Source organism: Arthrobacter sp. 2762 (assembly GCF_040548745.1).
Lineage (GTDB): Bacteria > Actinomycetota > Actinomycetes > Actinomycetales > Micrococcaceae > Arthrobacter.
Map to the genome: position 1 here is coordinate 526,845 of NZ_JBEPSI010000002.1, position 24,512 is coordinate 551,356.

21 protein-coding genes are annotated in these 24,512 nt (G+C 60.1%); 9 read left to right on the forward strand and 12 right to left on the reverse strand.

Annotated elements, in window-relative coordinates:
• Both ABIE18_RS06385 and ABIE18_RS06390 read right to left on the reverse strand, forming a co-directional pair.
• The gene (locus ABIE18_RS06385) at positions 1 to 612 is read right to left on the reverse strand and encodes a dihydrofolate reductase family protein (RefSeq protein WP_499721817.1); all 612 of its coding nucleotides are present in this window, start codon (positions 610 to 612) and stop codon (positions 1 to 3) included.
• 159 nt (positions 613 to 771) lie between these two features.
• Positions 772 to 2,163: an APC family permease gene (locus ABIE18_RS06390; protein WP_499721819.1), complete on the reverse strand. Its 1,392-nt coding sequence runs from the start codon at positions 2,161 to 2,163 to the stop codon at positions 772 to 774.
• Between the two features lie 542 nt (positions 2,164 to 2,705).
• Between ABIE18_RS06390 and ABIE18_RS06395 the strand changes: the two genes are divergently transcribed.
• Positions 2,706 to 3,893 carry a YDG/SRA domain-containing protein gene (locus tag ABIE18_RS06395; protein ID WP_499721821.1) on the forward strand — a complete coding sequence of 396 codons (1,188 nt, stop codon included), beginning with the start codon at positions 2,706 to 2,708 and terminating at the stop codon, positions 3,891 to 3,893.
• Positions 3,894 to 4,134: 241 nt separating this feature from the next.
• Here ABIE18_RS06395 and ABIE18_RS06400 read toward each other — a convergent pair whose 3' ends face one another.
• Complete coding sequence (locus ABIE18_RS06400) at positions 4,135 to 5,061, reverse strand: EamA family transporter (protein WP_499721822.1); 927 nt, start codon at positions 5,059 to 5,061, stop codon at positions 4,135 to 4,137.
• Between the two features lie 87 nt (positions 5,062 to 5,148).
• Here ABIE18_RS06400 and ABIE18_RS06405 point away from each other — a divergent pair, with 87 nt between their 5' ends.
• Positions 5,149 to 5,652, forward strand: coding sequence for a MarR family winged helix-turn-helix transcriptional regulator (locus tag ABIE18_RS06405; RefSeq protein WP_499721823.1), 504 nt, complete (start codon positions 5,149 to 5,151; stop codon positions 5,650 to 5,652).
• 623 nt (positions 5,653 to 6,275) lie between these two features.
• On the opposite strand, the gene ABIE18_RS06410 is transcribed toward ABIE18_RS06405, so the two are convergent.
• The 4 genes from ABIE18_RS06410 to ABIE18_RS06425 form a co-directional block, all read right to left on the reverse strand.
• Entirely contained in the window at positions 6,276 to 8,030 is a 1,755-nt protein-coding gene (locus ABIE18_RS06410; protein WP_499721824.1) for a peptidoglycan D,D-transpeptidase FtsI family protein, read from the reverse strand.
• Positions 8,031 to 8,769: 739 nt separating this feature from the next.
• Entirely contained in the window at positions 8,770 to 9,300 is a 531-nt protein-coding gene (locus ABIE18_RS06415; protein ID WP_499721825.1) for a DUF2690 domain-containing protein, read from the reverse strand.
• An 834-nt stretch (positions 9,301 to 10,134) separates the two neighbouring features.
• The gene (locus ABIE18_RS06420; RefSeq protein ID WP_499721827.1) at positions 10,135 to 13,035 is read right to left on the reverse strand and encodes an NPCBM/NEW2 domain-containing protein; all 2,901 of its coding nucleotides are present in this window, start codon (positions 13,033 to 13,035) and stop codon (positions 10,135 to 10,137) included.
• A gap of 97 nt (positions 13,036 to 13,132) precedes the next feature.
• A complete protein-coding gene (locus ABIE18_RS06425; RefSeq protein WP_499721828.1) occupies positions 13,133 to 14,473 on the reverse strand; it encodes a hypothetical protein in 1,341 nt (446 codons plus the stop codon).
• A 243-nt stretch (positions 14,474 to 14,716) separates the two neighbouring features.
• Here ABIE18_RS06425 and ABIE18_RS06430 point away from each other — a divergent pair, with 243 nt between their 5' ends.
• From ABIE18_RS06430 to ABIE18_RS06455, 6 genes are all read left to right on the forward strand, one after another.
• On the forward strand, positions 14,717 to 15,571 hold the full coding sequence (locus ABIE18_RS06430) for an FG-GAP repeat domain-containing protein (protein ID WP_499721829.1): 855 nt from the start codon (positions 14,717 to 14,719) through the stop codon (positions 15,569 to 15,571).
• A 72-nt stretch (positions 15,572 to 15,643) separates the two neighbouring features.
• The gene (locus tag ABIE18_RS06435; RefSeq protein ID WP_499721831.1) at positions 15,644 to 15,958 is read left to right on the forward strand and encodes an ArsR/SmtB family transcription factor; all 315 of its coding nucleotides are present in this window, start codon (positions 15,644 to 15,646) and stop codon (positions 15,956 to 15,958) included.
• Positions 15,955 to 16,362 carry an SRPBCC family protein gene (locus tag ABIE18_RS06440; RefSeq protein ID WP_499721832.1) on the forward strand — a complete coding sequence of 136 codons (408 nt, stop codon included), beginning with the start codon at positions 15,955 to 15,957 and terminating at the stop codon, positions 16,360 to 16,362. The genes ABIE18_RS06435 and ABIE18_RS06440 overlap by 4 nt, the downstream gene beginning before the upstream one ends.
• A gap of 120 nt (positions 16,363 to 16,482) precedes the next feature.
• On the forward strand, positions 16,483 to 17,403 hold the full coding sequence (locus ABIE18_RS06445; protein ID WP_499721834.1) for an ABC transporter ATP-binding protein: 921 nt from the start codon (positions 16,483 to 16,485) through the stop codon (positions 17,401 to 17,403).
• Entirely contained in the window at positions 17,400 to 18,146 is a 747-nt protein-coding gene (locus tag ABIE18_RS06450; protein ID WP_499721835.1) for a hypothetical protein, read from the forward strand. The genes ABIE18_RS06445 and ABIE18_RS06450 overlap by 4 nt, the downstream gene beginning before the upstream one ends.
• A 28-nt stretch (positions 18,147 to 18,174) precedes the next feature.
• The gene (locus ABIE18_RS06455; protein ID WP_431118856.1) at positions 18,175 to 18,540 is read left to right on the forward strand and encodes a hypothetical protein; all 366 of its coding nucleotides are present in this window, start codon (positions 18,175 to 18,177) and stop codon (positions 18,538 to 18,540) included.
• A 28-nt stretch (positions 18,541 to 18,568) separates the two neighbouring features.
• Here the strand turns inward: ABIE18_RS06455 and ABIE18_RS06460 are convergent, their stop codons facing one another.
• The 4 genes from ABIE18_RS06460 to ABIE18_RS06475 all read right to left on the reverse strand — a co-directional run bounded on the left by ABIE18_RS06460 (position 18,569) and on the right by ABIE18_RS06475 (position 21,427).
• Positions 18,569 to 18,841 carry a hypothetical protein gene (locus ABIE18_RS06460; protein ID WP_499721836.1) on the reverse strand — a complete coding sequence of 91 codons (273 nt, stop codon included), beginning with the start codon at positions 18,839 to 18,841 and terminating at the stop codon, positions 18,569 to 18,571.
• 98 nt (positions 18,842 to 18,939) lie between these two features.
• Complete coding sequence (locus ABIE18_RS06465) at positions 18,940 to 19,548, reverse strand: TetR/AcrR family transcriptional regulator (protein ID WP_499721838.1); 609 nt, start codon at positions 19,546 to 19,548, stop codon at positions 18,940 to 18,942.
• Between the two features lie 12 nt (positions 19,549 to 19,560).
• Positions 19,561 to 20,406 (reverse strand): alpha/beta fold hydrolase, encoded by an 846-nt coding sequence (locus ABIE18_RS06470; RefSeq protein ID WP_499721840.1) that lies wholly within the window; start codon positions 20,404 to 20,406, stop codon positions 19,561 to 19,563.
• Positions 20,407 to 20,434: 28 nt separating this feature from the next.
• The gene (locus tag ABIE18_RS06475) at positions 20,435 to 21,427 is read right to left on the reverse strand and encodes an NADP-dependent oxidoreductase (protein ID WP_499721841.1); all 993 of its coding nucleotides are present in this window, start codon (positions 21,425 to 21,427) and stop codon (positions 20,435 to 20,437) included.
• A gap of 261 nt (positions 21,428 to 21,688) precedes the next feature.
• On the opposite strand from ABIE18_RS06475, the gene helR reads away from it, so the two are divergent.
• Positions 21,689 to 23,878 carry an RNA polymerase recycling motor ATPase HelR gene (gene helR / locus ABIE18_RS06480; RefSeq protein WP_499721842.1) on the forward strand — a complete coding sequence of 730 codons (2,190 nt, stop codon included), beginning with the start codon at positions 21,689 to 21,691 and terminating at the stop codon, positions 23,876 to 23,878.
• Here helR and ABIE18_RS06485 read toward each other — a convergent pair.
• Positions 23,875 to 24,330 carry an SRPBCC domain-containing protein gene (locus ABIE18_RS06485; protein WP_499721844.1) on the reverse strand — a complete coding sequence of 152 codons (456 nt, stop codon included), beginning with the start codon at positions 24,328 to 24,330 and terminating at the stop codon, positions 23,875 to 23,877. The genes helR and ABIE18_RS06485 overlap by 4 nt on opposite strands.
• Positions 24,331 to 24,512 lie beyond the last annotated feature (182 nt).

Below are 24,512 nucleotides of genomic sequence, written 5' to 3' on the forward strand. Positions count from 1 at the left end.
CTATTGTGCCGACATATCCCCCACCCCGGGCGTCCCCTCAACCAAAGCGTAGCGCTGCATCACTGCTCCCTTCGGCGAAGCGACCACCGGCTCGATGAGTTCAAGGTTCGTCGGAACCACCCCATCGGCGAAGACCTTCTTCCCGTCACCGAGGAGGATCGGATACACCCAAAGCGTGAGCCGATCGAAAAGCCGCTCGGCGAACAGGGTCTGTACAAAGTCGAGACTGCCAATGACGTGGATATGCTCGTGCCTGTCACGCAGTTCGTTCAAGGCAGCCACCACACCAGGACCGAGCAGAGTGCATCCGGCCCACTCCAGGGCTGGTGTCTGGCGCGAAGCCACGTATTTCGGTATGCGGTTGAACAACTGCGCTATGCCGCTGTCCTGGTGCGGCCAGTACCCGGCAAAGATGTCATAGGTCCGACGCCCAAGAAGCAGGGCGTCCATCCCCACCATTCCGGATTCGACCTGCTCGCCGACCACGTCGTCGAACAGAGGAGCCTGCCAGCCGCCAAACTTGAAACCCTCGGCCGGGTCCTCTTCAGGTCCGCCCGGCGCTTGCGCGACGCCGTCCAGCGTGGTGAACAGGTCGATGTGGATGAGTCCCATGCCGGGCTCCTTCTCGTCCGCCCGCCGTCACCCCGGCGACGGGATCACTCCGAGGCTTCCACAGGATGCCTTGCGAAGCAACGGCCAACGGAGAACATCGACGACGGCGAACCCACGTGCCGCTGTGGCCTCATCAAACGTCGGCGCTAGCAGCGGTCTCTAGACTTCCTCGAGCTCCAACTGTGGCGCCGGTTTCCGGAACCCGCGGGTCAGGAAAGCCAGGTACACCAACCCCACGCCGGCCCAAGCGAGCCCAAAGCCGATCGACAATCCGCTCAGGCTCGTCCACAACCAAATGGTCAGCACGAAGCCAACGCCAGGCAACACCAGGTTGTGGACCACGCCCCGCGCATCACGTGCCTTCTCATCGAAGAAGTAGTGCTTAATGACAGCCAGGTTGACCACGGAGAACGCGACCAGCGCGCCGAAGCTGATCAGTGACGAAATGGTGAGCAGGTCCAGTACAAAGGCCAGAAGCGAAACGGCTGACGTCAAAAGAATCGGGAGCACGGGTGTACGGAATCGAGCATGCAGTTTGCCCAGCGCAGCGGGGAAAACTCCACTACGACCCATCGAGTGAATGATCCGCGAAACAGAAGCCTGGGACGTCAGCGCCGATCCAACGCTTCCTGCAATGTATGCGGCGGTGAAGAAGGCGACGAGCAGGTTTCCGCCGGCTGCCCCTATGACCTCGATGGCCGCTGCGTCCACGTCATTGAACGTACTGACCGGGAGTACGAGGTGGCTGATGTACGCGAGCCCAAGGAAGATCACGCCAGCCAGGACAGTGGTGAGCATGATGGCCTTGGGCAGGTTGCGCTTCGGGTCCTTTGTTTCCTCGGCGAAGGTGGAAACGGCGTCGAATCCCAGGTACGACAGGCACAGAATCGCCGAGCCTGCCAGAATCGGCGAGAAGCCTTCGGCCCCATCGGCGCCGGTGAACGGGGCCATCAAGTCGAGGTTGCCGGCACCAGTAATGGATGAAAGTCCCAGCGCAACGAACAGGACGATGAAGAGCCCCTGCAGTCCCACTACGACGAAGTTGGCCTTGGCAATCGCCGTGATTCCCAAGATGTTCAGAATGGTCACAACCAGGATGGAGACGATCATGAACACCCACGCAGGGATCGCGGGGAATGCGGCTTCCATGTAGATGCCGATGAGCAGGTAGTTGATCATTGGCAGAAGCAGATAGTCCAGCAGGAGCGACCATCCGGCCATAAAGCCAAGCCCGGCTCCAAACGATCGCGTCGCATACGTGTAAGCGGATCCCCCAAACGGAAACGCTTGCGACATCCGGCCGTAAGAGCGTGCCGTGAACAGCATGACCACCAGCGTCACGGCGTAGGCGGCCGAGAGGCGCCCACCCGTCAGCTCCACGACGATACCGTAAGTGCTGAAGATCGTCAGCGGCACCATGTAAACCAAACCCAGCAACACCAGCGACGGAACGCCGAGAACGCGGCGCCAACCCTGGTTTGCGGTCTGAGCGGAAGTTGGCCCCACAGGCTTCTCGCCTGCCGGTGTATCTGTTTCAAACGTGGGGGTCATGGGGATCCTAAGTCGTCATGCTGAGTTACTAACGAAGCTACGGCGGGGCCGAAACTTCGTAGCTGCGACTGGACCTGCGGGGTTCCCGCGATCCTGACGTGCTGGCCTGGCTCGTGAGCACTCGATGGAGGACACTCGCCAACGGAAGATGGAAATGAATAACATTCATTTATTGTGACGGTGAGGCGGGTCACAGTCAATATGTGACCCGACGAGCGTAAAGAGCGCTGAGACGTGGCCTTGACGCGTGACGCTCTACAGCCGTTCCTGCCAGCGAGCGACAACGTCCACGACGGCCTGGGTGCCAACGGCCACCAGGAAAATACGACGACGGCGACAGCTCATCCTGTGACCCGGCCAAACTGCATGTGAGACAGAAGTCCCCAATATATGTGTCAACCACGAACGAGACGTGACGCGCTTCTTCATATATTTTTGACAGCAGATCGTTGGCACCGGTGCCAGTACTCAGACGATCCGCCGCTTCGTGACCTCGGACCGTAGCCGGCTACAAAAGGGACGAGGACAGTGGGGGTACTTCTGTGGGGGCATTGTCGGAGCTGACGGATCCATCAGCAATTTCAAAGACCGTCGATGAATTTAGGATTCTTGGACGTGATGCTTTCCTTGCGAAGTACGGGCAACAACCGTCCGCCCGGTACTTTGCTGAAGTCGACGGCATGCTGATCGACTCCAAACCGCTTTTGGCAGTTGCCTACGGAAAACAGCATCCTGCCAAGGGCACGCTGTCCATCCGGCTTTTCTCAGGCGGAGAAGAGGCTGGAAGGGCACTGAAGCGCTTCGGCATAGAGCTGATCCGGCGCAACAGCGTCACGCCGGGGGTCATATATGGGGAAATCCCGGATTGTCTGCCAGGGACAGTTTTCAAGGATAGGCGGGAGGCCTACGACGCCGGTGTTCACAGGACCACGCAGGCAGGCATCGCTGGTCAGGCAGACGGCACCCAATCTATTTGCCTTTCCGACGGATACTCTGATGACGAGATTCAAGGTGACCTGATCACCTACACCGGCTTTGGCGGCCGCGACGCTAACACAGGCCGGCACATTGCCGATCAAAAGCTGGCAAAGGGCAACCTTGGCCTCGTCGAGAATTACAAACTTGGCCGGCCTGTTCGCGTCCTGGTCAAGGAGTCCGTGCTCACAGCTAGGAAGTCCCACAATGAATACGTCTACTTAGGGCTGTTCACGGTCACGAACTGGGGCTGGGGCATGCGTGACGGCTGGAAAGTCCTGATTTACCAGCTCCGAGCAGTTGCCGGCGAAAGTCTCATTCCTGATCAAGTTGCCACCGCTTTGACCCGAGGGGAAGATGTAACGCCGCCGCGACGCAGCGCGCACGTCAATCGGATCATCCGTAATTACGACGTCGCAGCTTCCGTGAAGCTTCTCTATGACAACACCTGCCAGATCTGTAGAACCAGACTCGTCACGGCAGCCGGGCCATATTCGGAAGGCGCACACATTCGCCCGCTGGGTATCCCCCACAACGGGCCGGACACCTTGGATAACATCCTGTGCCTATGCCCAAACTGCCACGTACTCTTTGACGGACACGCCCTAACTGTTCGGGCCGATGGCACCGTTCTAAATCTAGGGAAGCCAACAGGAAGGCTAAGGATGGCGGGAGCACACAGGTTGAACTACGAACATCTGGCCTATCAAGAGCAGATCTCCACCCCTTCCTCTGAACACACAGGATCACCGTAGACCAATACATGGGCAGCAACGCGGTGCCCTTCGAGCACATGAGATGCTGAATCCTCATCAACTGGGCCGTTCTGACAAGAATTATGAACCTTCGCCGTCGTGGGCCACAAAGACGCCCTGCTCCACCCCAACGGTGCGGCGTAATGCACCAAGCTGGGCCGGCAGCACGGTCTTGAATCAAGGCGGGCCATCGCGGCTCAAATTATCGGGCCACTGCGTAGGGTCACGAACCACCTGCTACCTATGCGGGGTCGCGCCGAGCATCAGCGGCAGGCCTCTGCACCAGGAACACCGACGCCAACACCAGCACCGCCCCAACCAGCTGCCACCCCGACAACGACTCCCCCAGGAACACAAACCCCAGCACCGTAGCTACGAGCGGACTCAGGAATCCCAGGAACGACACCACCATCGTGGGCAGGCGTTGGATGCCTCGGAACCACACCGCGTAGGCGGCCAGCGCACCGATGACGCTGAGGTAAGCAAAGCCCGCCAGGTTCGCGCCTGACACCTCTCCAGGCAGTCCTTCGACGACCAAAGTCACCGGCAGGAGCATGACGCCACCCATAGCCAACTGCAAACCCGTGAAGCCGAGCAGCCCCACGCCGTCGGGCCTCCCCCAGCGTTTAGTGAGGACGATGCCGGCCGCCATGCTCAGTGCCCCAGCCATCCCAGCTATGACGCCAATGACCGTCAACGTTGCGTCGGACCGCAGAACGAGCAAGCCAACACCTGCCGCTCCCAGCGCGCAGGCGACGATGTGCGCCGCGCGGATCCTCTCCCCCAGCAGCAGCACGCCAAGGAAGAGCACGAACAGGGGCTGGACGGACCCGACCAGCGCTGCGACTCCTCCTGGCAGTTGGTACGCGGTGAAGAACAGGAGGAAGAAGAACAGCCCAATGTTGAGTGCACCCAATGCCGCGGCCTTGAACCACCAACTCCCCCGCGGCCAGGTTCGGGTAACGAGCATCAGAACGATGCCCGCCGGTAGAGCCCGGACCGTTGCTGCCAGAAGGGGTCGGTCAGCGGGAAGAAACTCTGTGGTCACCAGGTACGTGGAGCCCCAGACCATTGGCGCCAGCGCGGTGATGAAGAGGTCGCGGGGCGACGCCTTAGGCAGGGCGGACCCTCCGGGTTTGCTGCTGACAGTCTCTATAATCGCGGGCATTGTTCACTTCCATACATTTCGATATCAAACTATTTGATATAAGAAAATGTAGGTGCTGTACTGTTTGAGGTCAAGCCTTGGAGGACTATGGACCGCGACGCAGTCGACATGATTCTTGAGCAGTGGAACAAGGAGCGCCCCGACCTCGACGTCGGCTCCATGGGCGTCCTCGGCCGACTCAACAGGGCCAGTCGCTTGGCATCCCTGGACGTGCAGAAGTTCATGAACCAGTTCGGGCTGGAGCCATGGGAGTTCGATGTCTTGGCTACGCTGCGGCGATCAGCCGCGGAAGCTCCGCTAACGCCTGGGCGATTGGCCAGCCTGACCATGATCGGCTCTGCGGCCATGACCAACCGCGTTGATCGGCTTGTGTCTCGCGGGTTGGTTCATCGGGAGACCAACCCCGAGAACCGCAGACAACTGCTGATCAGTCTCACGCCCGAAGGACTCGCCGTCATTGACGAGGTGGTTGAGCATCACGTGGAGAACCAGCAGAAGATGCTGGAGGGCCTCACCAAGTCTGAGCGGGAACAGCTGGCGAACCTCCTGCGCAAGTTCCTGCTATCAAACAACGACGGCGAGCCAAGTTAAGCTGGCGCTGCACTTCCATTGCTGCCCAGATGACGAGGTCCCGAGCGGGTGAACCAATCGTCGTGGGCAAAACCTTGAAGAGTTCCCGTCGGTCTTATCATGGGTGCTACTTAATGGGAGCCAGCTAGTCGACGGGCGACACGGAAGTTTGGCAGTGGACTCTGGCCCTATTTGCGGGACTCTCCGCTACCTTCGTAATGGGTGCCATCATTTAAGGGTATTCGATGTCGCTCCGCGACGATGGGCTCGACCAAACTCAAGGGCATTTCGGTGGTTCCGCTTTTCGTCCGACCGCTTTTTGGAAATCAGGACCGGCGTTACACAGAGCCACAATTGGCGGGGTCCGACGGCGTCCGCTTAGGCAGAACGCAGCAGCAAGGTACGCGCGAGAATCCAACCTGGTTGAAAGCCGCGCGAACCGCTGTAGAAGATCCCATACCCCCCACCTAACAAGCTGGCAACAAGTACCTCAGCCCCGATGGCATATTCCACTCACGATGTCCATGGTGTTCATCCCTCCACTGACCGCCGCACTCCCCACCCGGCTCATTCCGAGGGCAAATCCAGAACCCCGCCAAGGACCACTACGACGCTTGCAGCGTGAGGCTCGGCAGCATGCCGGACTAGTAACTCTGCGCCAATCTGACAGAGGGTGTGGTCGAAGCCGCCACATCGTACGTGGCGAGCACCTGAGCCATCACGTCATTGAATACGCCCGCTTGACTAATGCCATAGATGTTGCCTTTAGGGCGTTGAACATTGACCATCACGACAAATTGGGGGTCATCCATGGGCGCCATACCAACAAAAGAGGCAGTGTAACCATTGAAGCCACCGCCATTGTCGGCAACAGCTTCAGCTGTGCCGGTTTTGCCACCCACTCGATATCCAGGGATCTTTACGTCCTTCGCACCCCCGGCCGTAACAACGCTTTCAAGAATGTCCCGCACCTTCTGAGCCGTGTCCTGAGTGATCACTTCCGTGGCCGGCGCATGTGGCTGTATGTGTTCGATCCCGTCCTGATCAACTATGGACTCGATGAGTTGTGGTTGCAGCATCACACCGTTGTTGGCGATGGTCTGGAATACCATAGTCGTCTGGAGAGGCGTTTGAGACACCCCTTGCCCGAACAAAACCGCAAATTCCTGACGTGAGTCCCACTCACTCGGTTGAGCCAGGAGACCAGCAGATTCCCCTGGAAGAGGAAGCCCGGTTTCTTGTCCTATTCCAAACTTGTTCAGGTACTCATAGCGCAGCTCCCGCGATAGTTTCTCTCCCACCATCACAGTGCCGGTATTAAGAGAATCGCCGATAATTCCGGCGAAGGTTCGTTGCAGTGCTCCATGCGAAAACGAGTCTTGAAAGATCTCACCATTAACGGCGTACGTTGGCGGAACAAGTATCTGCGATAGCGGTTCAACTTTTCCTTCCTGAATGGCGGCGGCGGCTGTTATTGCCTTCTCTGTTGAACCCGGTTCGATCGCCGCAGTGACCGATCTTGCGCCGCGGTCCTCTGCGGAGGTTGCGCCAGGGTTGTTGGGATCCACGGTGCCGGACTCAGCCATTGCCCGAATCTTTCCCGTCTTTGCCTCGACCACGACGATGTTGCCGTATTCTGCCCCCTGAGCTTTGACCTGCTTCTCTATCGCGTTTTGGCTATAAAACTGGAGGTCGCTGTCGATGGTGAGCTTAACCGTCTCTCCGTCAATGGCCGGCGTGACATGGTTCGCTGCCGTAGGGATAACAATGCCGTCAGCACCGATCTGGAATGTGCGGGCTCCATCGGTACCCTTGAGTTTTTCGTCCAAGGTTTGCTCAATGCCAGCCGCCCCGCCCTCTTGATTTACGTAGCCAACTATGCTTCCGCCGACAGCGCCTAGGGGGTACGTGCGTTGCTGAACGGGCCGGGACGTGACACCCGGGATATGAAGCTCAGCAACAGCGGATTCGATGCCCGGCGAGATAGATCGCGCCAGATAAGCAAATTGACTGTCACCTTCCATTGCCTTGCGCACGTCTTCATCTGCGCGGCCCAACAGTTGAGCCAACTCGCGAAGCCCAGTATCCCGGTCCACTGTTACTACGGAACCGTCTTCACCTCGCCGCAAGAATGTCGCATTCGACGTGTTTTCGCGGGGGGAGCCAACGATGTCATACCGGATGATGCTATCGGCCAGAACTACACCGTCCTTGTCGACTATCTTTCCGCGTGACGCCGCCAGCACAGTTGACTGGGTCCGCAATTCGTTGGCTGCGATCGCGAGGCTTGTTGGGTCCAAGCCCTGGACGACAATGACACGGCACGCAATCACCAAGAGGAAGGCGAGCATGATGCCGATGCCGACCCTCAGCCGGGAACGGCCCCTCGCGACACTCATCGTGTCAGTCTCGTTTACTGCTTTCCTACTACTCACAATGTGATGCCCTTACTCTTACCTCCCGTGACGGAGGCGTGCCGTGATCGGCAATGTTCCTTCGACGTCCCCAAGCCATGCTTAGACTGCTCCGGAGGCCAGCTCCGCAACTCGTGCTACCTTTGGCGCCCACTCTTTGAGAGCCAGGTTGTTCACGGCTAACGCGGAATCCTCAGCTTCGGTCATAGCTTTCTTCCATGACTCTTGTGCCCCCGTTTCCACGGAGCACTTGTACATCGTGGCGGCGGAGTCGGATTCCTGCGGAGTTGGCGTATAGCTCTTACCTGTGATGCGCGGCGCTACTTGCACTTTGGAGTCGCCTGCGATTTGGGGGTATTCCAGTGCAGGTTCCGACCCGAGCGGAACGCCGAAGTCGATCCCCCATGTCGGACTCGGATTTGATCCATTGGGCACGATTGGAAAGCCGTTGGCTCCCATGCACGCCAAGACTCTTTCGGTAGCTTCATCCCAATTTAGCTTTGTGACCGCCTGCAATGTCTGAGCCAGGGTATGACCTAAAGCAGCATAGGAGGCCAGGACGTCCTGGCTACCGGGAATCTTCTGCTGAGCAGTCCCAGCACAAGCTACTGCGACATCTCGAAACGCGATATCCCGGACATATACACTTGCCGAAACGGTGGCCGTGCTATGACCATAGCCGCTACTTCGGGCATCCTGCTCAGATTCGAACCATGGGGCTTTTCTAAGCTTGGCGAAGACCGTTGCATAATCCGGAGTCGAAGGAAGACTGCGAAACAAGCTCGCCTTTTGTTCCGCCAGCACCTCCAGATACTGGGGAAAGCCATGCTCCGAATGCGAAGTAGTCCATGTTCACGCACGTTGACCCGGGAGCGTATAGCTGAAGAGTGTGCTCTCCGCTGCCTGCGTTGTAGGCACTTACCCCGTACTCATAACCGTTGCTGCGGATATAGCCGTTGATCTTGTAGCCGTTTGCATAGCCGTAGACGTTAACCCAATTGGTCCCGCATGCCGGCGAGTACATCAATTGTGTAGCACCAACTTGAGCACTGCCTGTGATGTACTGGTCGCGCAGCGCAATTGCATCCACCTGAAATGAGCCCGACGCACAGCCGGTTGCTGCTGGGTCAGTTCCAGTGTGGGCGGCCGATGCGGAGGCGGGAGCTATAGCTGCAACGCTGAGCGCACCGCCGAGGACAAGACTTGCTGCCAGGGACGTGAACCTCAATTTTGAGCGTCGTGTCAATCTTCTCATCAAAAAAACCTTTCGAAAGAGAGCGCAGCCAAGTAGACCTTGGTCACGTCGGCGCATGAAGTTTCCCGAAAGTCTCTCCACTACCTCGTTGCCTCCGCATCCAAACACGTGCACTTAGATGCAGGCGATGACAGGGAGTCGAGATGCGCCGCCACAATGAATGTGAGCGCTCTCACGGAAACGTGATGCGAATCTCGCAATACATTTTTAAGGACGACATCGACATGGGTACTCAAGTTTTCAACCCGGTCATAGGGTCAGGGCGGTGGCTCCAATCCAAGCGGGAGGTTTGCTAGAGATTTCCGGCTCCCACGAGAGGGCCCTGGAACCCGGATTCGGCGAATTGCTCGGACTCAACCTTCGTGGTTGTTGCTGTCAATGTATGCCCAAGACTGAAATCAGTCGGCGGCCGTACGGTGAGTTAACTACCGAGCCGATTCTTCCCCCGGATAGAGTTCCGGGATCTTTACGCTTCTTCGTGCCGGAGAAACACTGGTCGCTTCTCGATACGTTATGCACTCAGCTCTATGAGTAGGACATTGAGCTGAGTGGGGCATCGCGCAGGAGCTAATGGACTTCGGGGAGCTTTGAGCGCTCTAAGCTACTTTGCGGGACTCTCTAGCCGCACCTCATAGAAGCCAATGAGACCAGCAGCATTCGACCTGATCGCGGAATACTCGTCAATCTCATAGATGCCACCCACACCGAATCCGAAGACGGACGGATACAAGCGGTCAGCACTAAAGGTATACCGAGGTCGGCTGGCCAAACAGCATGGGACCCGCTTGTCCAAGCGGGTCCCACACCTTTCCTACTTCAATCAGCCAGTAGGAATCACCCCAGCCCCACCGGCAAATTCCCCACCGAGATATCCATGATGTTCAGCCCCTCATCCACCAGGGCACTCCCCTGCGGCAGCGTCACGCTCGATACCTCGAACGCCGGCGGGATGTCGATCTTCGTGGCAAACACCCGAGCCGGCTCATCCACCCGAACAACGGTCGACGGGCCGCCGATGTAGGCTTGCGTGTGCCTCTGGTGATAGGCCGATGAAGCAACAACCACGCTGGTATCCGAAGGAACTCCCGAGAGCCAGTTCGGCAACGACAGAACCACGTCACGCTTCTGGCCATTCGTGAAGTGAACCGTCGCGACGCCCGAGGACACATTGCCGGTGGAGAACCCCGTCACCAGCAAAGTCCGCCCCTTGCCCGAAACAAGCACTTCCTGCCCCGCAGCCTTCAAAGTATCCGGCGTCCCCACCGCCGTAGGATGCCAAACGGACGACACCCCGAATGCCGAATACCGCTCGCCCGAGACAAGCCCGGCCTCCGCAAGAGCCTCCTCGGAGAACGTCCGCCGGTCACCCGTAACGGCACCGTTCCGCGGGTTGGCCGCATTCGCCACCGACGTCTGGTTCACCAGCGAACCAAAAGGCAAGGCCGCAGGCGCAACCCCAGGCCCCTGGTAAGCCCCGATATTCGGTGCCCCAACAGAAGAGGCACCAGAGGTGGGGTTACCGAAGAAGTCCCTGCCGCCGTCGTCGTTAATCCGAAGACCGGCACCCAGCAAAGGCGACCCGGAAAGCAAGCGGTACCCCGGAACAGAAAGCGTAGTCTGCCCACTCCCGCCAGCAACCAACCGCGGATCACCCAGCACCGAACCAGTCTCGCCAGCGGGCGGCAAGATACCGCCGAAGTACGCGTTGTTCGCATACACAGCCGACGCGGTTTTCAAACTGCCGCCCGGTGCCACGAAGAGGTTGTTGCGGACCTCGCGCGGGCCGGTCATGTCGTCCAGGAAGACGCGCGACGGGCAATAGAACGTGTTGTTGTAGATGTAGTGCTTGCCCGTGCCGCTGCTGCTTCCGCCCAAGCGGCAGTCGTCCTGGGCGATGTTGTACCGCAGCACCACGTTCGCCGCGGTGGCACCACCGCCGCAGTTCGAGACGCAGTTCAGGTGGAAGCCGCCCGCGTTCCCGTACGAATAGTTGTACTGGAAGAGGCAGGTTCCCACGATTTTCATGTCGCAGTCCCAGGCCGTGGAGTCGTACACAGAAGTGGTGCTGTTGCCCACAACGTTGAACTGGAATACAGGGTTCTTGGAGTTGTACGGCCACATGCCGGCGAAGTTGCCGCCTTCATAGGGGTGGGCGCCTTGGCCGAGGTTGAGTCCGCTGTTGTACTCGATGAGCGGTGCGTCGGAGTTGTGGATCACGATCGCGTCGCCGCCCACGTCATGAATCTTGTTGCGCGCCACGTAAACCTTGGTGTTGTAGCGCTCGGTGGTGTCCGGAGCGGAGATCTTCACGCCACCGCCGGCGGCATCGTTCACCTCGTTGTCAGTGATGGTGATGCCGTCCACCGAGCCCTTGCCCCAGGTGCGCACCATGATGCCGGCAGACTGGGCAAAGCCGGCGCCGTTCGTGGCCTTGTTGCGCCAGCCAGCCACGTCTTCCACATGGTTTCCCGTGACCACGATTCCGGCGGTCTGTGCCGTTCCGCTGTTCTCAAAGAGGATGCCCACCCTGCGCACCGGAGTGTCCGACGGGTTCACCACATGCAGTCCGCTGACCGTCCAGTGGCTGGCGTTGGTGATCTGGATGGCTGCCACCGCGCCGTTGCCGTTGATGGTGGGCTTGCCGCCATCGCCGTAGCTCGAAAGAGTGATCGGGTGGTCCGCGACGCCGGTGCCCGCCGGCGTGAGCGCGCCGGTGCAGTCCGTGCCTGCCCTGAAGAGGACCGATTCGCCGGCGTTGAACGCGCCGTGGCCGTTGACCTGAGCGATCGAGTTGAACGGGCTGGATTGGCTGCCGTCGCCTGGAGTAGCCGCCGAGCAGTCCACGTAGAACTTCGCATCGCTGATCTGCACGATCAGCGCGCCGATCCTGCCCGTGGTGGCCACGTCGAAGGGACCCGTGCCGGTGGCGACGAGTTCCGTCGTCCCGCCTGCGGCTCCAGCAGGCACCACGAAGGTGATGGTCGCAACGCCGGTGGCGTCAGCAACGGCGTCGGCCACGTTTTCGCCTCGCAGGCTGAGACTGACGGGGCTCAACGGCTGCAGATCACGCACGACGACGGTCGCCGGGGTTCCCGGGACAAGCGAGTTGAGGTTCGTCCCGGCTGAGCCCTCCATACGCAACGGCGCGGCAAGGAATGCGTCGGAGCAGTTGATCTTGGCATCAGCCCAGTCGGCGTGATCGTTGCCATTCCCTTCCGGGCCGGCCTCCACCTTGAGCTGCAGCGTGGTGCCGCCCCGCAGATCCACGTTGACGGGCAGGGCTCCGTCCGTTCCCTTCCGCTCCCCCGCGAAACGCTCCACGCCATCCACCAGGACCTTGAAGTCCACACGGCCCCGGTCACCCTGGGTATCGTCCACACCCACCTGGGCGAGGAACTGCCGGCACTGCCCGCCGAGGTTATACGTAATGGACGACGCCGCGTGGGTGCCAAGGCCCTTCGCATACACGGTGCCGCCGATGGTCAGCGGCGCACGATTGGCGTCCGCGAGCGCTTGGCCGCCGTTGCTCATGTTCAGTTCGGCCGGCCCCCAGCCGTTCGTCATGCTGGACCATGGAACGTCGCTGGCATACACGACGCCGGTGGGCGGCGGAGGCAGTTCGGCTGCAGTTGCTGCGGGGCTGGCTGCGACTCCGGCGGCTACCAGTGTGGCAGCTACGAGCGCTGCAGATGCGGTGGTTGCGGCCAGACGCCTGGCCAAGGTTCGTGGGTGCAAGTGAGGCTCCTCATTGAGTGGGTTTCCTCAAGGAGTTTCTTGCGGTTGCACTGCGGAGGGCAACGAAATGCACAGGACTGAACACGCGGGCAGCGCCCTACAGCCTCACCTTGTAAACATGGTGGGTGGATTCAACGGGGAAGTCATCCGTAAACTTCCCGTCCTTGACGGCGATGGTGCGGTTCTCGTTCACCACGTCAACCGTCTTGGGAGTGACACCCGGTGGCAGGGTGAAGGTCCGTTGCCCGGTCTGCGCGTCCTGCGTCATCGCGAAAATGTAGGCGTCCCCGTTGTAGCTTTTCAGCATGGTGTCCAGCCCATCACCGAAGTTCCACACATAGCTCTGCGTGTTCAGAACTGGCGCCAGGGCCTTCACTTCTGCGTTGATCTCACCCATGGCCTGCACCTGATCCCGGGAGCAGGCGGTGTTGTGGATGCGGACATCGGCGAGCGCATCTCCGGACATGCACGGGTTATCGGCGCCACCCCCAGGTGACTGGGTGAACCAGACGATACCGCGCGACTCGTGGATGAGCATCGCCCACACCTGTGCCTTCACCCGGTCGGGCGTCATCTGGTCCGACAGGTCATGCTCACCTTCCGGGCTAAGCACGGTCGGGACCATCCAGATGGGCGAGTACACACCCCTCGCGGCGTTGACCTCCTGCATGACCTGCATGGCTTTCGCGTACGCGGACGACGTCTGGCAGGTGGCCGTCGTCGTCGGGTTGTATCCCTGCGGCGTGCGAAGCCGCCAATCGCGGCAGGCACCTGCGTAGTAGTAGTTGGACGTCGAGGACACATCCACGGTCTCCCAATAGCGCTTGGTGATGTCCATCGGCGCGTCGTAGCTGATGAGGGATGGAGTCCAGTTCGCGTAGGTAAACCGGCCCTCCTCCTTGGCCTTCAACTCTGCGATGGTCTGGTTCATGTGGGCTACGCCCTCATCCCAACCGAACCGGCCATCCACCTCATCGTCGATGTAGTTGCCCGGCAGCTGCGCCCAGTTCTCCGGTGCGTTCTTCACTTTCATCAGCGAGAACATGCCGTGCTGATCGAAGAGGGCATAGTCAGTGTCCGGGTTCAGTTGGACGTAGAAATTGATGCCATGCGCTTTGTCGAACTGCATCTGCTCGCCGTTACCCGATGCGTACCAAACTCCGATGGGGAAGAAGCCCGGGTCGTCCCACCCTGCTGCGTCGGCCTTGCTGAACTTCTTATAGAAACCGGGACCACCGTCCCAGGGAATCCTGGGGAGTTTGGCTAACACCGCCGGCGGCGTTGCGGACGGCGAACCTGTCGATGAGGCGGACGCCGTGCCTGTGGGGATTGCTGACGGGCTCGACGGCGGGGCGCTGGGGTCCGCTGTTCCGGTGCAGCCGGTGAGTAACAGGACGGCAACCGCTGCTGCCGCTGTGAAGTAGCGAACCCGCCTCATTGCTCCTCGATTCCGTCCCGACCGGTGAAACCTGAATGTCTATAGGATGACAGGGCTTTCCGTCAGCCCCTAACAAAACTTCGGCGATCCGGATAAGCTCCGGTCCATCGCGTGATGGCTATGTTGCTAATGGGGGTAACAGTGATGTTCCGATCAAGGTCGACTACTACTGCACGGCGCACTACTGCATTGCGAAGGGCTCGAAGCCGGAGGCGCCCACTTTTCCTTGGCGCAGCTGTGGCCATGGTTGCGGTCTTTTTCTTAGGCCTCGCAGTGGTTCCTGCCCAGGCAGACAAGACCGCCACCCGGGCTTTGAGCGTTCCCAACAACAACTGGGACTACGTCACCATCAATACCAGCTACTTTCACGACGTTCTTGCCCGCGACACAGCAGGCGACCTCTGGGTGTACCCGGGTGATGGCCTTGGCGGCTGGAAGAAGCCCCGTTTCAAGATGGGCCAGGGCTGGAACGTGATGACGGCAATAGTCGGCCCGGGCAAGTTCCAAAGCGAGTTCACGGACGACCTCCTGGCCAGGGACGCCAATGGCGATTTGTGGCTCTACCCGGGCACAGGCGGTGGAACTCTCAAGCCCCGGATGCAGGTGGGTGTCGGCTGGAACGTCATGACTGCCCTGGTGGGACCTGGGGACTTCAACGGCGACTACATGGCAGATCTTATGGCCCGCGATGCGGAAGGGCGCCTCTGGTTGTATCCAGGAGATCACCAGGGCGGCTGGCTCCCCCGGTTCCAAATCGGCGAGGGCTGGAACGTGATGACTGCTCTGATCGGTCGCGGCGATTTCAACGAGGACCGGAAAATGGACCTCCTTGCCCGGGACACCAGCGGCCGCCTCTGGCTCTACCCGGGAAACGGCACCGGTGGGTGGCTACCGCGGATGCAAGTGGGCGAAGGCTGGAACACCATGACAGCAATCATCGCCACCGGCAACTTCGACAACAATTACGTGGGTTACTCGCAGATCATCGCACGGGATACCAACGGCGTCCTCTGGCTCTATCCCGGCATTGGAAGCCGTCATCTGGAGCCGCGGAAACAGATCGGAGAAGGCTGGAACATCATGACCGCGCTGGTCTGATCTCCCTTCCGGTTTCACCTGCAAGTCCTGCCCGGGTTGTCATTTCGGAAATTTCCGACATATCATCATCGAGTGCTTCCCGACGTTTTCGGCGCCCTCGCGAACCCTTCACGGCGTACCATCCTCGATAGCCTCCGTGAGGGTCCCTTGACGGCGGGCGATCTCACGGGCCGCCTGGACCTCAGCCGCTCTTCAGCGTCCGAGCATTTGGCGGTCCTGCGGGAAGCCGGCTTGATCCGTGAGGAACGGCAAGGCCGGAACAGGATCTATCACCTTGAGGCCGAGGGCCTGCGGGAAGCCAGCAACTGGCTGAAGCACTACGAGCAATATTGGAACCAGAGGCTCGACGCCCTGGCCGAACTATTGGATGAGGAAAACACTCCATGACCGAAAACGCCATCAGGCTCGAGCGCACCTTCCCGCACCCCAAAGAGGCAGTGTGGGCTGCGCTGACCACTCCGGAACTGCTCGCCCGCTGGTGGGCTGCCGGCGACATCGAACCCGTGGTGGGCCACCGCTTCACCATGGATATGGGCGGCTGGGGCCAGCAGCAATGCGAAGTCACCGCCGTCGAACCCGGCACCTCCATCACGTTCGTCTTCGCCGAGGGCGTCCTGGACACCACCATTACCTGGGCTTTGGAGTCCACCGAAACCGGCACCATCCTTCACTTCGAGCACGCCGGCTTCAACCTGGACACCCCCATGGGACGGCAAGCCATTGAAGGTATGGGCAACGGCTGGCCGGGCCTTCTGGCGCGCATCGACCAAGTCCTGGTCAGCGTTAGCTAAGGCAATTCAGGAAGGCGGGTCCGGCGTCGTACCTCTACAAACAATTCGTACTAAATCAGCAATGCACTCATAGTGGGTGTATTGAAAGGGGGACTTCATGAATTCACGGGATACGCTCTTATGACCCTGAGACTGGAAAACATCTCGAAGTCTTTCGGAAACATAAAGGCCGTCCACGAGTTGAGCTTTAGCTGCGCTCCAGGGACGATTACCGGGTTCATCGGGCCAAACGGGTCCGGGAAATCCACCACGCTCAGAATGATCGCGGGCCTGACCCGGCCGGATGCCGGCTCCATTACGATTGCTGGCTCGCCCTTCCACGAACTGCTGAACCCAGGGGAACAGATAGGCTTCCTGCTTGACCCTTCGGCGCACCATCCCGGCAGGTCGGCCCGCGAAACAGTCACCCTGACCGCCGCAATGATGGGGCTTCCCATTCAGAGGGTGGATGCCGTTCTTGAGTCCGTAGGTCTAGCCATCGCGGGTCGTCGAAAAGTACGGTCCCTGTCCCTGGGCATGCGCCAACGCCTTAGTTTGGCCATCGCACTTCTGGGAGATCCCAAGTACCTCGTCCTGGACGAACCAGCCAACGGGTTGGACGTCGAGGGAATGAGCTGGCTTAAGGCAACCATCCGTCGATTTGCCGCAGGCGGTGGTGCCGTTCTCATCTCAAGCCATTTGCTGAACGAGCTTGAGTCCTACGTAGATCGCGTAGTCATCATTGACCGCGGCCGCGTGATCTCCAACTCCTCCATAGGAGACCTGGGAGGAACGGAAGTCACTGAAGTCGATGGCCCTCACAGGTCTGAAATCAGGCGAGTCCTGCAGGCCGAGGGAATTGCACTGGCCGAGGCCCCTCATTCCGCCAGTGAGCGAATTTCAGTCATGTCATCACCGGAGCGCATCGGTGAAATCCTTTGGAGGAATGGCATCCAAGTGAGCCTGTTGCACAGAAAGCCGGTGGAATCATTGGAAAGTTACTACAGTGAACTGACTTCCCCGGAGTTTGCAGCGGTCTCCAGGACGGAGGAGGGGAAATGAGCGGCATCAGCAGTCCGGTATCGAACCCCATCGGCGTTGCCGTCTACGTCGAAATGCGAAAACTCATAAATACCCGCAGCTCACGATGGCTTCTATTTAGCATGACGCTTCTCGGCATCCTGATGATCGTCGCGTTCGTGGCCGTCTCAGCGAGCCGCAATGAGCCGATTGACATGTCCATGATGCTTGCTGCGTTGGCGTTGCCCGCTGGCATAGGCGCGCCAATTATTTCGATTCTCGCGATTACCTCCGACTGGCAGCACCGCGACAACGTGAAGTTCTTCGTATTACAGCCAAGGCGGGGAGTGTTGCTTCTTGCAAAGTACATCGCTGTGGCAATCTTTGGTCTCGCCACAATGCTGGTGATTTGTGCTGTGGCATTCGTCGTATCGGCAGGCTTCTCCGTTTTCACGAGCTCGGACATCATGTTTGGAAGCCTGAGCAGGAGTGTCTGGCTACTGGTTTGTGCCACTCTGGTTGGCGTCATGTCCGGGGCAGCTGTCGCTTCCGCGCTCCTGTCTACGCCACTCGCGATTGTCTTTGTGCTGTTTCAGTCTTTTGTGTTCGACTCGTTGATTGGTTTGGTCGCTGGAGATGCCACGCCATTTCTTCAATCAGCCACCTTCACCAACGTTCTGACTGAAGGCGGCAACGCTGCAGCTGCCGCATCTTCAGCTGTCATATGGATCCTTATTCCTTGTGTGATCGGTATCTGGAGAAACCGAACCAAGGATGTTGTCTAACCGCATGAGGAGGGAATGGAGTAACTCGATGAAAACCAGCGCTCAGCAAGATCTTGTGTATGCATTGAGGCGACGGGGAGTCGCTGAAAACATGATTCCCGGACTCCTCAAAGAAGCCAATGAAAAGAGTCTGAGCCTGGGCGATCAGTTCAGTGTGTCTGACTTCGTGGCGGGCGTACCCCGCGGCACCGGCCTGTCCAAGGGCACGAAGATTGGGCGCCTGGCCGCCATTTTCATTCTGGTCGGTATCGCCGCGCAGCTGTTTCTCAGTGGCGTACTAGGGGTGCACCTTGGGTTTCCCGGCGTCCTCTATTACTACGGTGCGGTACTCCTGGGATTGAGCGTCCTTGTCTTTTCGGCGTACCGCGTTGACCGTAAATTGCCTCGGCTATAACCCCAAGCAAGTCTGCCGCTAAGGGCTTTCATTCCGGGCCGTATTCTTCTTCGAGCTCGGCGAGAACCTCGGCTGCTGTTCGGCTTCCGCCGTCCGCGAGGCGTCGAAGTTCCTCCACATCGCCACGTTCTGAGGCAAGCTCAATGAGGAGGTCCACTGCGTCGCTACTCCCCTGCACGGCAAAACGACGCAGTTCCTCAAGGTCGCCCCGTTCGGCAGCCAGTTCCACAAGCTGGTCAATGGCATCCTGGCCGCCCTGGTCTGCCTGTGCGCGAAGTTCAGTTAGATCGTCGTCCGTCATGGTCTGAACATTTCACATTTGCATGCGTTCGGGTAGGGCGGTTACAAGGGGCAATTCATTCATGGGGGCAGATACTGCCAGATATCCAGTTAGCGTCGCTAGCTCCCAGCGGCCAAAACCACGTTGATCTGATCCCGGATCTCATCTCCGACTTGCTCGTCGGTGAGACCGCTATTGGCAGAGGAGCTCATGCTGACGAACATGATCGCCGAGATGACACGGGCAATCTTCCCCGGATCCCTGGCCATCAATTGCTCATCCCGACCCAGCACCTCTGCGATTGCAGCTTCCGTGCGGATGGTCAGCGCAAGCGCCTCCGCGTGGTGGGGCTCGCTGGGATCACCGAAGACGATCTCTTTCAGGTAGGTCCGGCCGTTCTCGATCTGGACCCGGTTGCATTTGATGATGGGTCGGATGATCGCCATGATCCCGTCCAGGACAGCTTCTTCCTGTTCCGCGGCGGCGACACCCGAGTTGAGCGCTTCAGCGTATTTGACGTTGTGGACCAGGAGAAGCAGCTCCGCCTTCGTCTTGGCGTACAAGAACAAGGTTCCCGATCCGACGTCGGCCTTTTCGGCCACTTGCTGAGTGGTGACCTCGTCTACGCCGTACTGGGTGAAGAGCTCGCGGGCCGCAGCGGTGATGCGGTCTAGCTTCTCCTGCTTATTCCGCTCACGTCGGCCAAGGGTCTGGGGCACAGCCTGCATTCAAATACCGTATCAGCGGCCCAGGAATTCGAGGGCGACGGGGACGAACTCCTGGTGGTATTGGAAGATCCCGCCGTGCCCTGAATCCGGGTAGATGACCAGTTCACTGCCCGGAATCCGGAGGTGCATATCATCGGAGAGCCGGGACGGAACCATACGGTCATTGTCACCGTTGGCGATGAGTGTCGGCTGGGTGATCGCGCCCAGGTTGGCCGGTTCCGTGCGGCCCCACTTCTTGATGGCCTTCAGCTGCGTCTGGAAAGCCTTGGTCTTAATGGGCGCGTCCAGGTTGGTGGTGCGCTCTTTGAGCCGCTGGATAAATGCCCTCGCGGCAGGCTTGCCAGCGGCATTGCGGTTGAAGAACAGGAATTCCTTGGGGTCCTGCCGGGTCAGGGTGGCCCGCAGGACGTCGTAGTAGGTGGCGCGAGCCACCTTGTCGATGTCCTTCCCGCCCGCAGGACCTGTTCCGGCAAGGACGAGCTTCCGTACCAGCTCCGGGTACTTGACCACCAAAGCCTGGGCAATCATGCCTCCGAGTGAGAACCCAAAGAGGTCTACTTTCTGGTACCCGAGCGCCTTGATGAAGGTCGCGGCGTCCTCCGCCATCTCCTCGATCGTGCCAGGAACGCTGCCGGTTGTGGCACCGACACCACGGTTGCTGAAGGTGATCACGTGGTGCTTGTCGGCGATGGGGTCGATGACGCGCGGGTCCCAGTTGTCCATTGTCGCGGCAAGGTGAACCAGGAAGACGACGGGGGTTCCACCCTTCGGGCCCAGCTCACGGTAACTGTAGCTGACGCCGCCAGCGGTAACTGTGCTGACTGGTGCGTCTTTGTAGGCGGTGATGACATTGCTCATGTTGCTTGTTCCTGACTAGTTGATTGATTCAGTGACTGACGACTGTTTTGCCGCGGACGCCACCCTTTTCCAGCTCGGCAAGGACGTCCGGCGTCTGGTCGAACGGGACTACCCGACCCACCACGGGGCGGATTTCCCCGGCGTCGATGAGCGCCGCAATCTCCCGGAGCTGGCTGCCGTTGGCGCGCATGAAGAGAAACTCATAGGTGACGCCGAGACGACGCGCTTTACGCCGGATGCCAGCACTAATAAGCGCCACAGCGGCCTTCATCAGGGCGTTTGCTCCGAGCTCTTGGGCAAAGGCGGGATCCGGAGGGCCTGAAATGCCGATGGCCTTGCCGCCGGGCTTGAGGACCTTCAGTGATCGCTCCAGATTCTCGCCGCCGAGGCTGTCCAGAACCAGATCGTAGCCATGGAGGATCTCCGCAAAGTCCTCCGTCCGGTAATCAATGACCACGTCCGCCCCGAGCTCGCGAACAAAGTCCGCGTTCCCTGCGCTGACCGTCGTGGCAACGGTTGCCCCAAGATACTTGGCAAGCTGGATCGCGATGGAGCCCACTCCCCCAGCTCCCGCGTGAATCAGGACCTTCTGACCCGGGACAACCTGGCCGCGTTCAACGAGTGCCTGCCACGCGGTCAAGGCCACCAGTGGCAGGGATCCCGCTTCCTCCATGCTGATCGACGCCGGCTTGATGGCAAGGTCTGCCTCGGCCACAGCGATCCGCTCGGCAAACGTGCCGATGCGATCCTGATGCGGGCGGGCGAACACGTCATCCCCTGGCTTGAATGACTGTACTTTCGCACCGACGCTCACTACGACTCCGGCGAGGTCATTGCCAAGGATCAGCGGCAGCCTGTAAGGAAGGACCTGCTTGAACTCCCCCTGGCGGATCTTCTCGTCCAGCTGGTTCATGCTGGACGCCGTTACCTGCACCAGCACGTCATGCTCGCCGACCACTGGCTCGGGAACGTCAACCTCCTGCAGGGGTTCTTTGTACTTATTGAGGACGAAGGCTCTCATGGTGGCTCTCCTGAAACTATATAACTGAGTAAGCTCAATTCTGAGGCGACTCAGTTCTTAAGTCAAGAGAGGACCGTGGCCTCCCAGCAAAAGGCACGAAAAAAGGAGACACGTTGTGTCTCCTCACTTTCAATCTATACGGCACTGGGGGGCTTGCCGCAAGGCCCGGGGGTTGCTGCAAAATTGAGAGCCGACGCCGGGAGTACGCGCTGTTTCAGACGCGCGGTTCCGGCGCCATCAGCCCAGAAAGGAGCTGACAGCGTGCCTCTCACAACCAGCGCGTTCAACCTTCCCGAGCACCTCGCACCCAAAGCAGATCCAGCCCTGATCGCTGCCGATGAGCAGCACTTCGCAGCCATCGCTGAAAGCCTTGAGCAGACCATCTCCGAGCTCTCCGATCAGCTCGATGCCATACGCAAAGCCCCAAGCCGCTTCGGCCAGGAGGCCGTGGAAAAGGACGTCGAAACCCGCCGGCTAACCGGGCGGCTTCGTGCACTGCGGCGCTTCGGACTTGACCTCTGCCTGGGTCGGGTCGTCCCCGCCGGCGACACCGAACCTCTCTACATTGGACGACTCGGGCTCACGGACAGTGACGGCCGCCGGCTGCTGATCGATTGGCGTTCGCCCGCCGCCGAGCCGTTCTTCGGAGCCACCCACGCCAACCCCATGGGGCTGGCGGCCCGCCGTCGTTATCGCTGGACCCGGGGCCGGATTACCGACTATTGGGACGAAGCATTCACGGAAGACCCGGCCTCCGCGGAACTGCCCGGCGGCACCGCTGCGCTTGAGGACCTTTCAGCCTTCATCGCCAGCCTGGGCAGCAGCCGCTCGGCGCGGATGCGGGACGTGCTGGGTACCATCCAAGCGGACCAGGACGCCATCATCCGCGCATCTTCCCGGGGTGCGTTAGTGGTCGACGGCGGTCCCGGTACAGGTAAGACTGTGGTCGCCTTGCACCGCGCAGCATATCTCCTCTACTCGGACCCCCGGCTCGGTCACCGCAGGGGCGGCGTCCTGTTCGTCGGCCCCCACCGGCCCTTCCTGGCATACGTTGCAGATGTCCTTCCCAGCCTTGGTGAAGAGGGTGTGCAGACCTGCACCCTTCGGGACCTCGTGCCTGAGGGAGCCGACGCTGCAGTTGAAGCCGACGACGAGGTTGCCCGTCTGAAGTCTTCGGCGAATCTGGTGAAGGCGATCGAGCCGGCCGTCAGGTTCTACGAGTCACCGCCGAAGGAGGGCCTGGAAGTCGAGACGCCCTGGGCCGACGTGTGGCTCAGCGCTGATGACTGGGCCGAGGCTTTCGACGTACCGACACCAGGCACTCCCCACAATGAGGCGCGCGACGAGGTCTGGGAGGAAGTGCTCACCATTTTGGTGGACAAGTTCGATACGGACGAGGTTCCGGAGGACTTGCTTTTGCGGTCCTTCGGGCAGAATCCGGATTTGGTGGAAGCGTTCAGCCGGGCCTGGCCGCTGCTTCATTACACGGATCTCGTGGCCGACCTTTGGCGGGTGCCAGCGTACCTGCGTCTGTGCGCCCCTTGGCTCAGCGCTGATGAAGTGGGGAAGCTTCAGCGGGCCAATCCGAACGCATGGACCGTGTCGGACTTGCCCCTGCTGGACGCGGCCCGCCAACGGCTGGGCGATCCTGAAGCGTCCAAGCGTAGGCGTCGCCAAAGGGCCGAAGCCGCTGCCGAGCGTGAGCTCATGGACCGCGTCGTGGAAGACCTCGTCGCCGCGAACGATTCCGAAATGCTTGTCATGTCCATGCTGCGCGGCGAGGACATGCAGGAGAAGCTCATGAACGAGTCAGTGTTGATCGCGGACCCGGACCAGCTCGCAGGCCCCTTCGCCCATGTGGTGGTGGACGAGGCGCAGGAACTGACCGACGCCCAGTGGCAGATGCTCCTGCAACGCTGCCCGTCGCGGAGCTTCACGATCGTCGGTGACCGCGCGCAAGCCAGGCATGGATTCACTGAGACCTGGCAGGAACGTCTGGAGCGCGTCGGGCTGAGCAACGTCAACCTGACGCATCTCAGCATCAACTACCGCACGCCCGAGGAAGTCATGACCGAAGCGGAACCCGTCATCAAGGCCGCCCTCCCCGACGCCAACGTCCCCACGTCCATCCGGAGCAGCGACCTCCCGGTCATCCACGGATCCGCTTCAGACCTGGACTCGATCCTCACCACGTGGCTTGATGCGCACGCCGAAGGCATCGCCTGCGTCATCAGCAAGAACGACGCCGGACGCGGCTCGCTCCCAGCGTCGCCGCGACTGCGGTGGCTTGCGCCGGAACTATCCAAAGGCCTCGAGTTCGACCTCGTGGTCCTGATTGATCCAGAGGATTTCGGGACGGGCATCGAAGGAGCCGTGGACCGCTATGTCGCGATGACCAGGGCAACCCAGCAGCTGGTCATCCTCAGCACTGCCGCCGTCGAGGGTTTCTAAATGGATGCCTCGGCAGCCGCTTTCAGGTCGGCAGCGAACTGTTCGAAGCTCGCGTCGAAGGACGGGATCTTGTTCGCAAACAGTGGAAAGATCGGCCCGCCGATGCGTTCATTCATCTCGAAGATGGTCTGCCCGCTATTGGTTTCCGTGAGGGTGTAGACGCGGGTGCCCAATGGGTCGCCCCACGCCAGGCGGCTGGTGGGTTCGAACTCCTTGACCTTGAGTTTGAACGTGCGGCTGGGATCCAGTTTTGACACCAGCTGGATGGTCGAGCCGGGCTTGACCTCACCCTTCAACGAAACGATGGTTGAGTTCCATCGGGGGTAGTCGGCCGCGGTGGTCAAGATGCGCCAGACTGTGGCGGGGTCGGCGTCGATTGTCGTAGCCACCTTCGTGGTGCGGCTGAACGTCTTGCTGACGGTGGTGGCGGTTCCATCTGCACTGGTTGTCATCGCATTCCACTTTCTGAAAATCCGTACGTGCCCGCTGCCATCAGCGGCGGCCACGTACGGGACCGGTCCTTCGAATGCTACATTCCGGGGATCTCCTGCGCCTCGTGAACTTCCGCCGTTGGGCTGGAGCGGCGGCATCTGAAGCCAGCAGGTCCAGTTCGTTGGTCCAGAACTGGGAAACA

Coding starts and splice junctions, on each gene's coding strand:
- ABIE18_RS06385 (WP_499721817.1), bottom strand. CDS start 612: ATGGGACTCATCCACATCGACCTGTTCACCACGCTGGACGGCGTCGCG.
- ABIE18_RS06390 (WP_499721819.1), bottom strand. CDS start 2,163: ATGACCCCCACGTTTGAAACAGATACACCGGCAGGCGAGAAGCCTGTG.
- ABIE18_RS06400 (WP_499721822.1), bottom strand. CDS start 5,061: ATGCCCGCGATTATAGAGACTGTCAGCAGCAAACCCGGAGGGTCCGCC.
- ABIE18_RS06405 (WP_499721823.1), top strand. CDS start 5,149: ATGGACCGCGACGCAGTCGACATGATTCTTGAGCAGTGGAACAAGGAG.
- ABIE18_RS06410 (WP_499721824.1), bottom strand. CDS start 8,030: ATGAGTGTCGCGAGGGGCCGTTCCCGGCTGAGGGTCGGCATCGGCATC.
- ABIE18_RS06415 (WP_499721825.1), bottom strand. CDS start 9,300: ATGAGAAGATTGACACGACGCTCAAAATTGAGGTTCACGTCCCTGGCA.
- ABIE18_RS06425 (WP_499721828.1), bottom strand. CDS start 14,473: ATGAGGCGGGTTCGCTACTTCACAGCGGCAGCAGCGGTTGCCGTCCTG.
- ABIE18_RS06430 (WP_499721829.1), top strand. CDS start 14,717: ATGGTTGCGGTCTTTTTCTTAGGCCTCGCAGTGGTTCCTGCCCAGGCA.
- ABIE18_RS06440 (WP_499721832.1), top strand. CDS start 15,955: ATGACCGAAAACGCCATCAGGCTCGAGCGCACCTTCCCGCACCCCAAA.
- ABIE18_RS06445 (WP_499721834.1), top strand. CDS start 16,483: ATGACCCTGAGACTGGAAAACATCTCGAAGTCTTTCGGAAACATAAAG.
- ABIE18_RS06450 (WP_499721835.1), top strand. CDS start 17,400: ATGAGCGGCATCAGCAGTCCGGTATCGAACCCCATCGGCGTTGCCGTC.
- ABIE18_RS06455 (WP_431118856.1), top strand. CDS start 18,175: ATGAAAACCAGCGCTCAGCAAGATCTTGTGTATGCATTGAGGCGACGG.
- ABIE18_RS06460 (WP_499721836.1), bottom strand. CDS start 18,841: ATGACGGACGACGATCTAACTGAACTTCGCGCACAGGCAGACCAGGGC.
- ABIE18_RS06465 (WP_499721838.1), bottom strand. CDS start 19,548: ATGCAGGCTGTGCCCCAGACCCTTGGCCGACGTGAGCGGAATAAGCAG.
- ABIE18_RS06470 (WP_499721840.1), bottom strand. CDS start 20,406: ATGAGCAATGTCATCACCGCCTACAAAGACGCACCAGTCAGCACAGTT.
- ABIE18_RS06475 (WP_499721841.1), bottom strand. CDS start 21,427: ATGAGAGCCTTCGTCCTCAATAAGTACAAAGAACCCCTGCAGGAGGTT.
- ABIE18_RS06485 (WP_499721844.1), bottom strand. CDS start 24,330: ATGACAACCAGTGCAGATGGAACCGCCACCACCGTCAGCAAGACGTTC.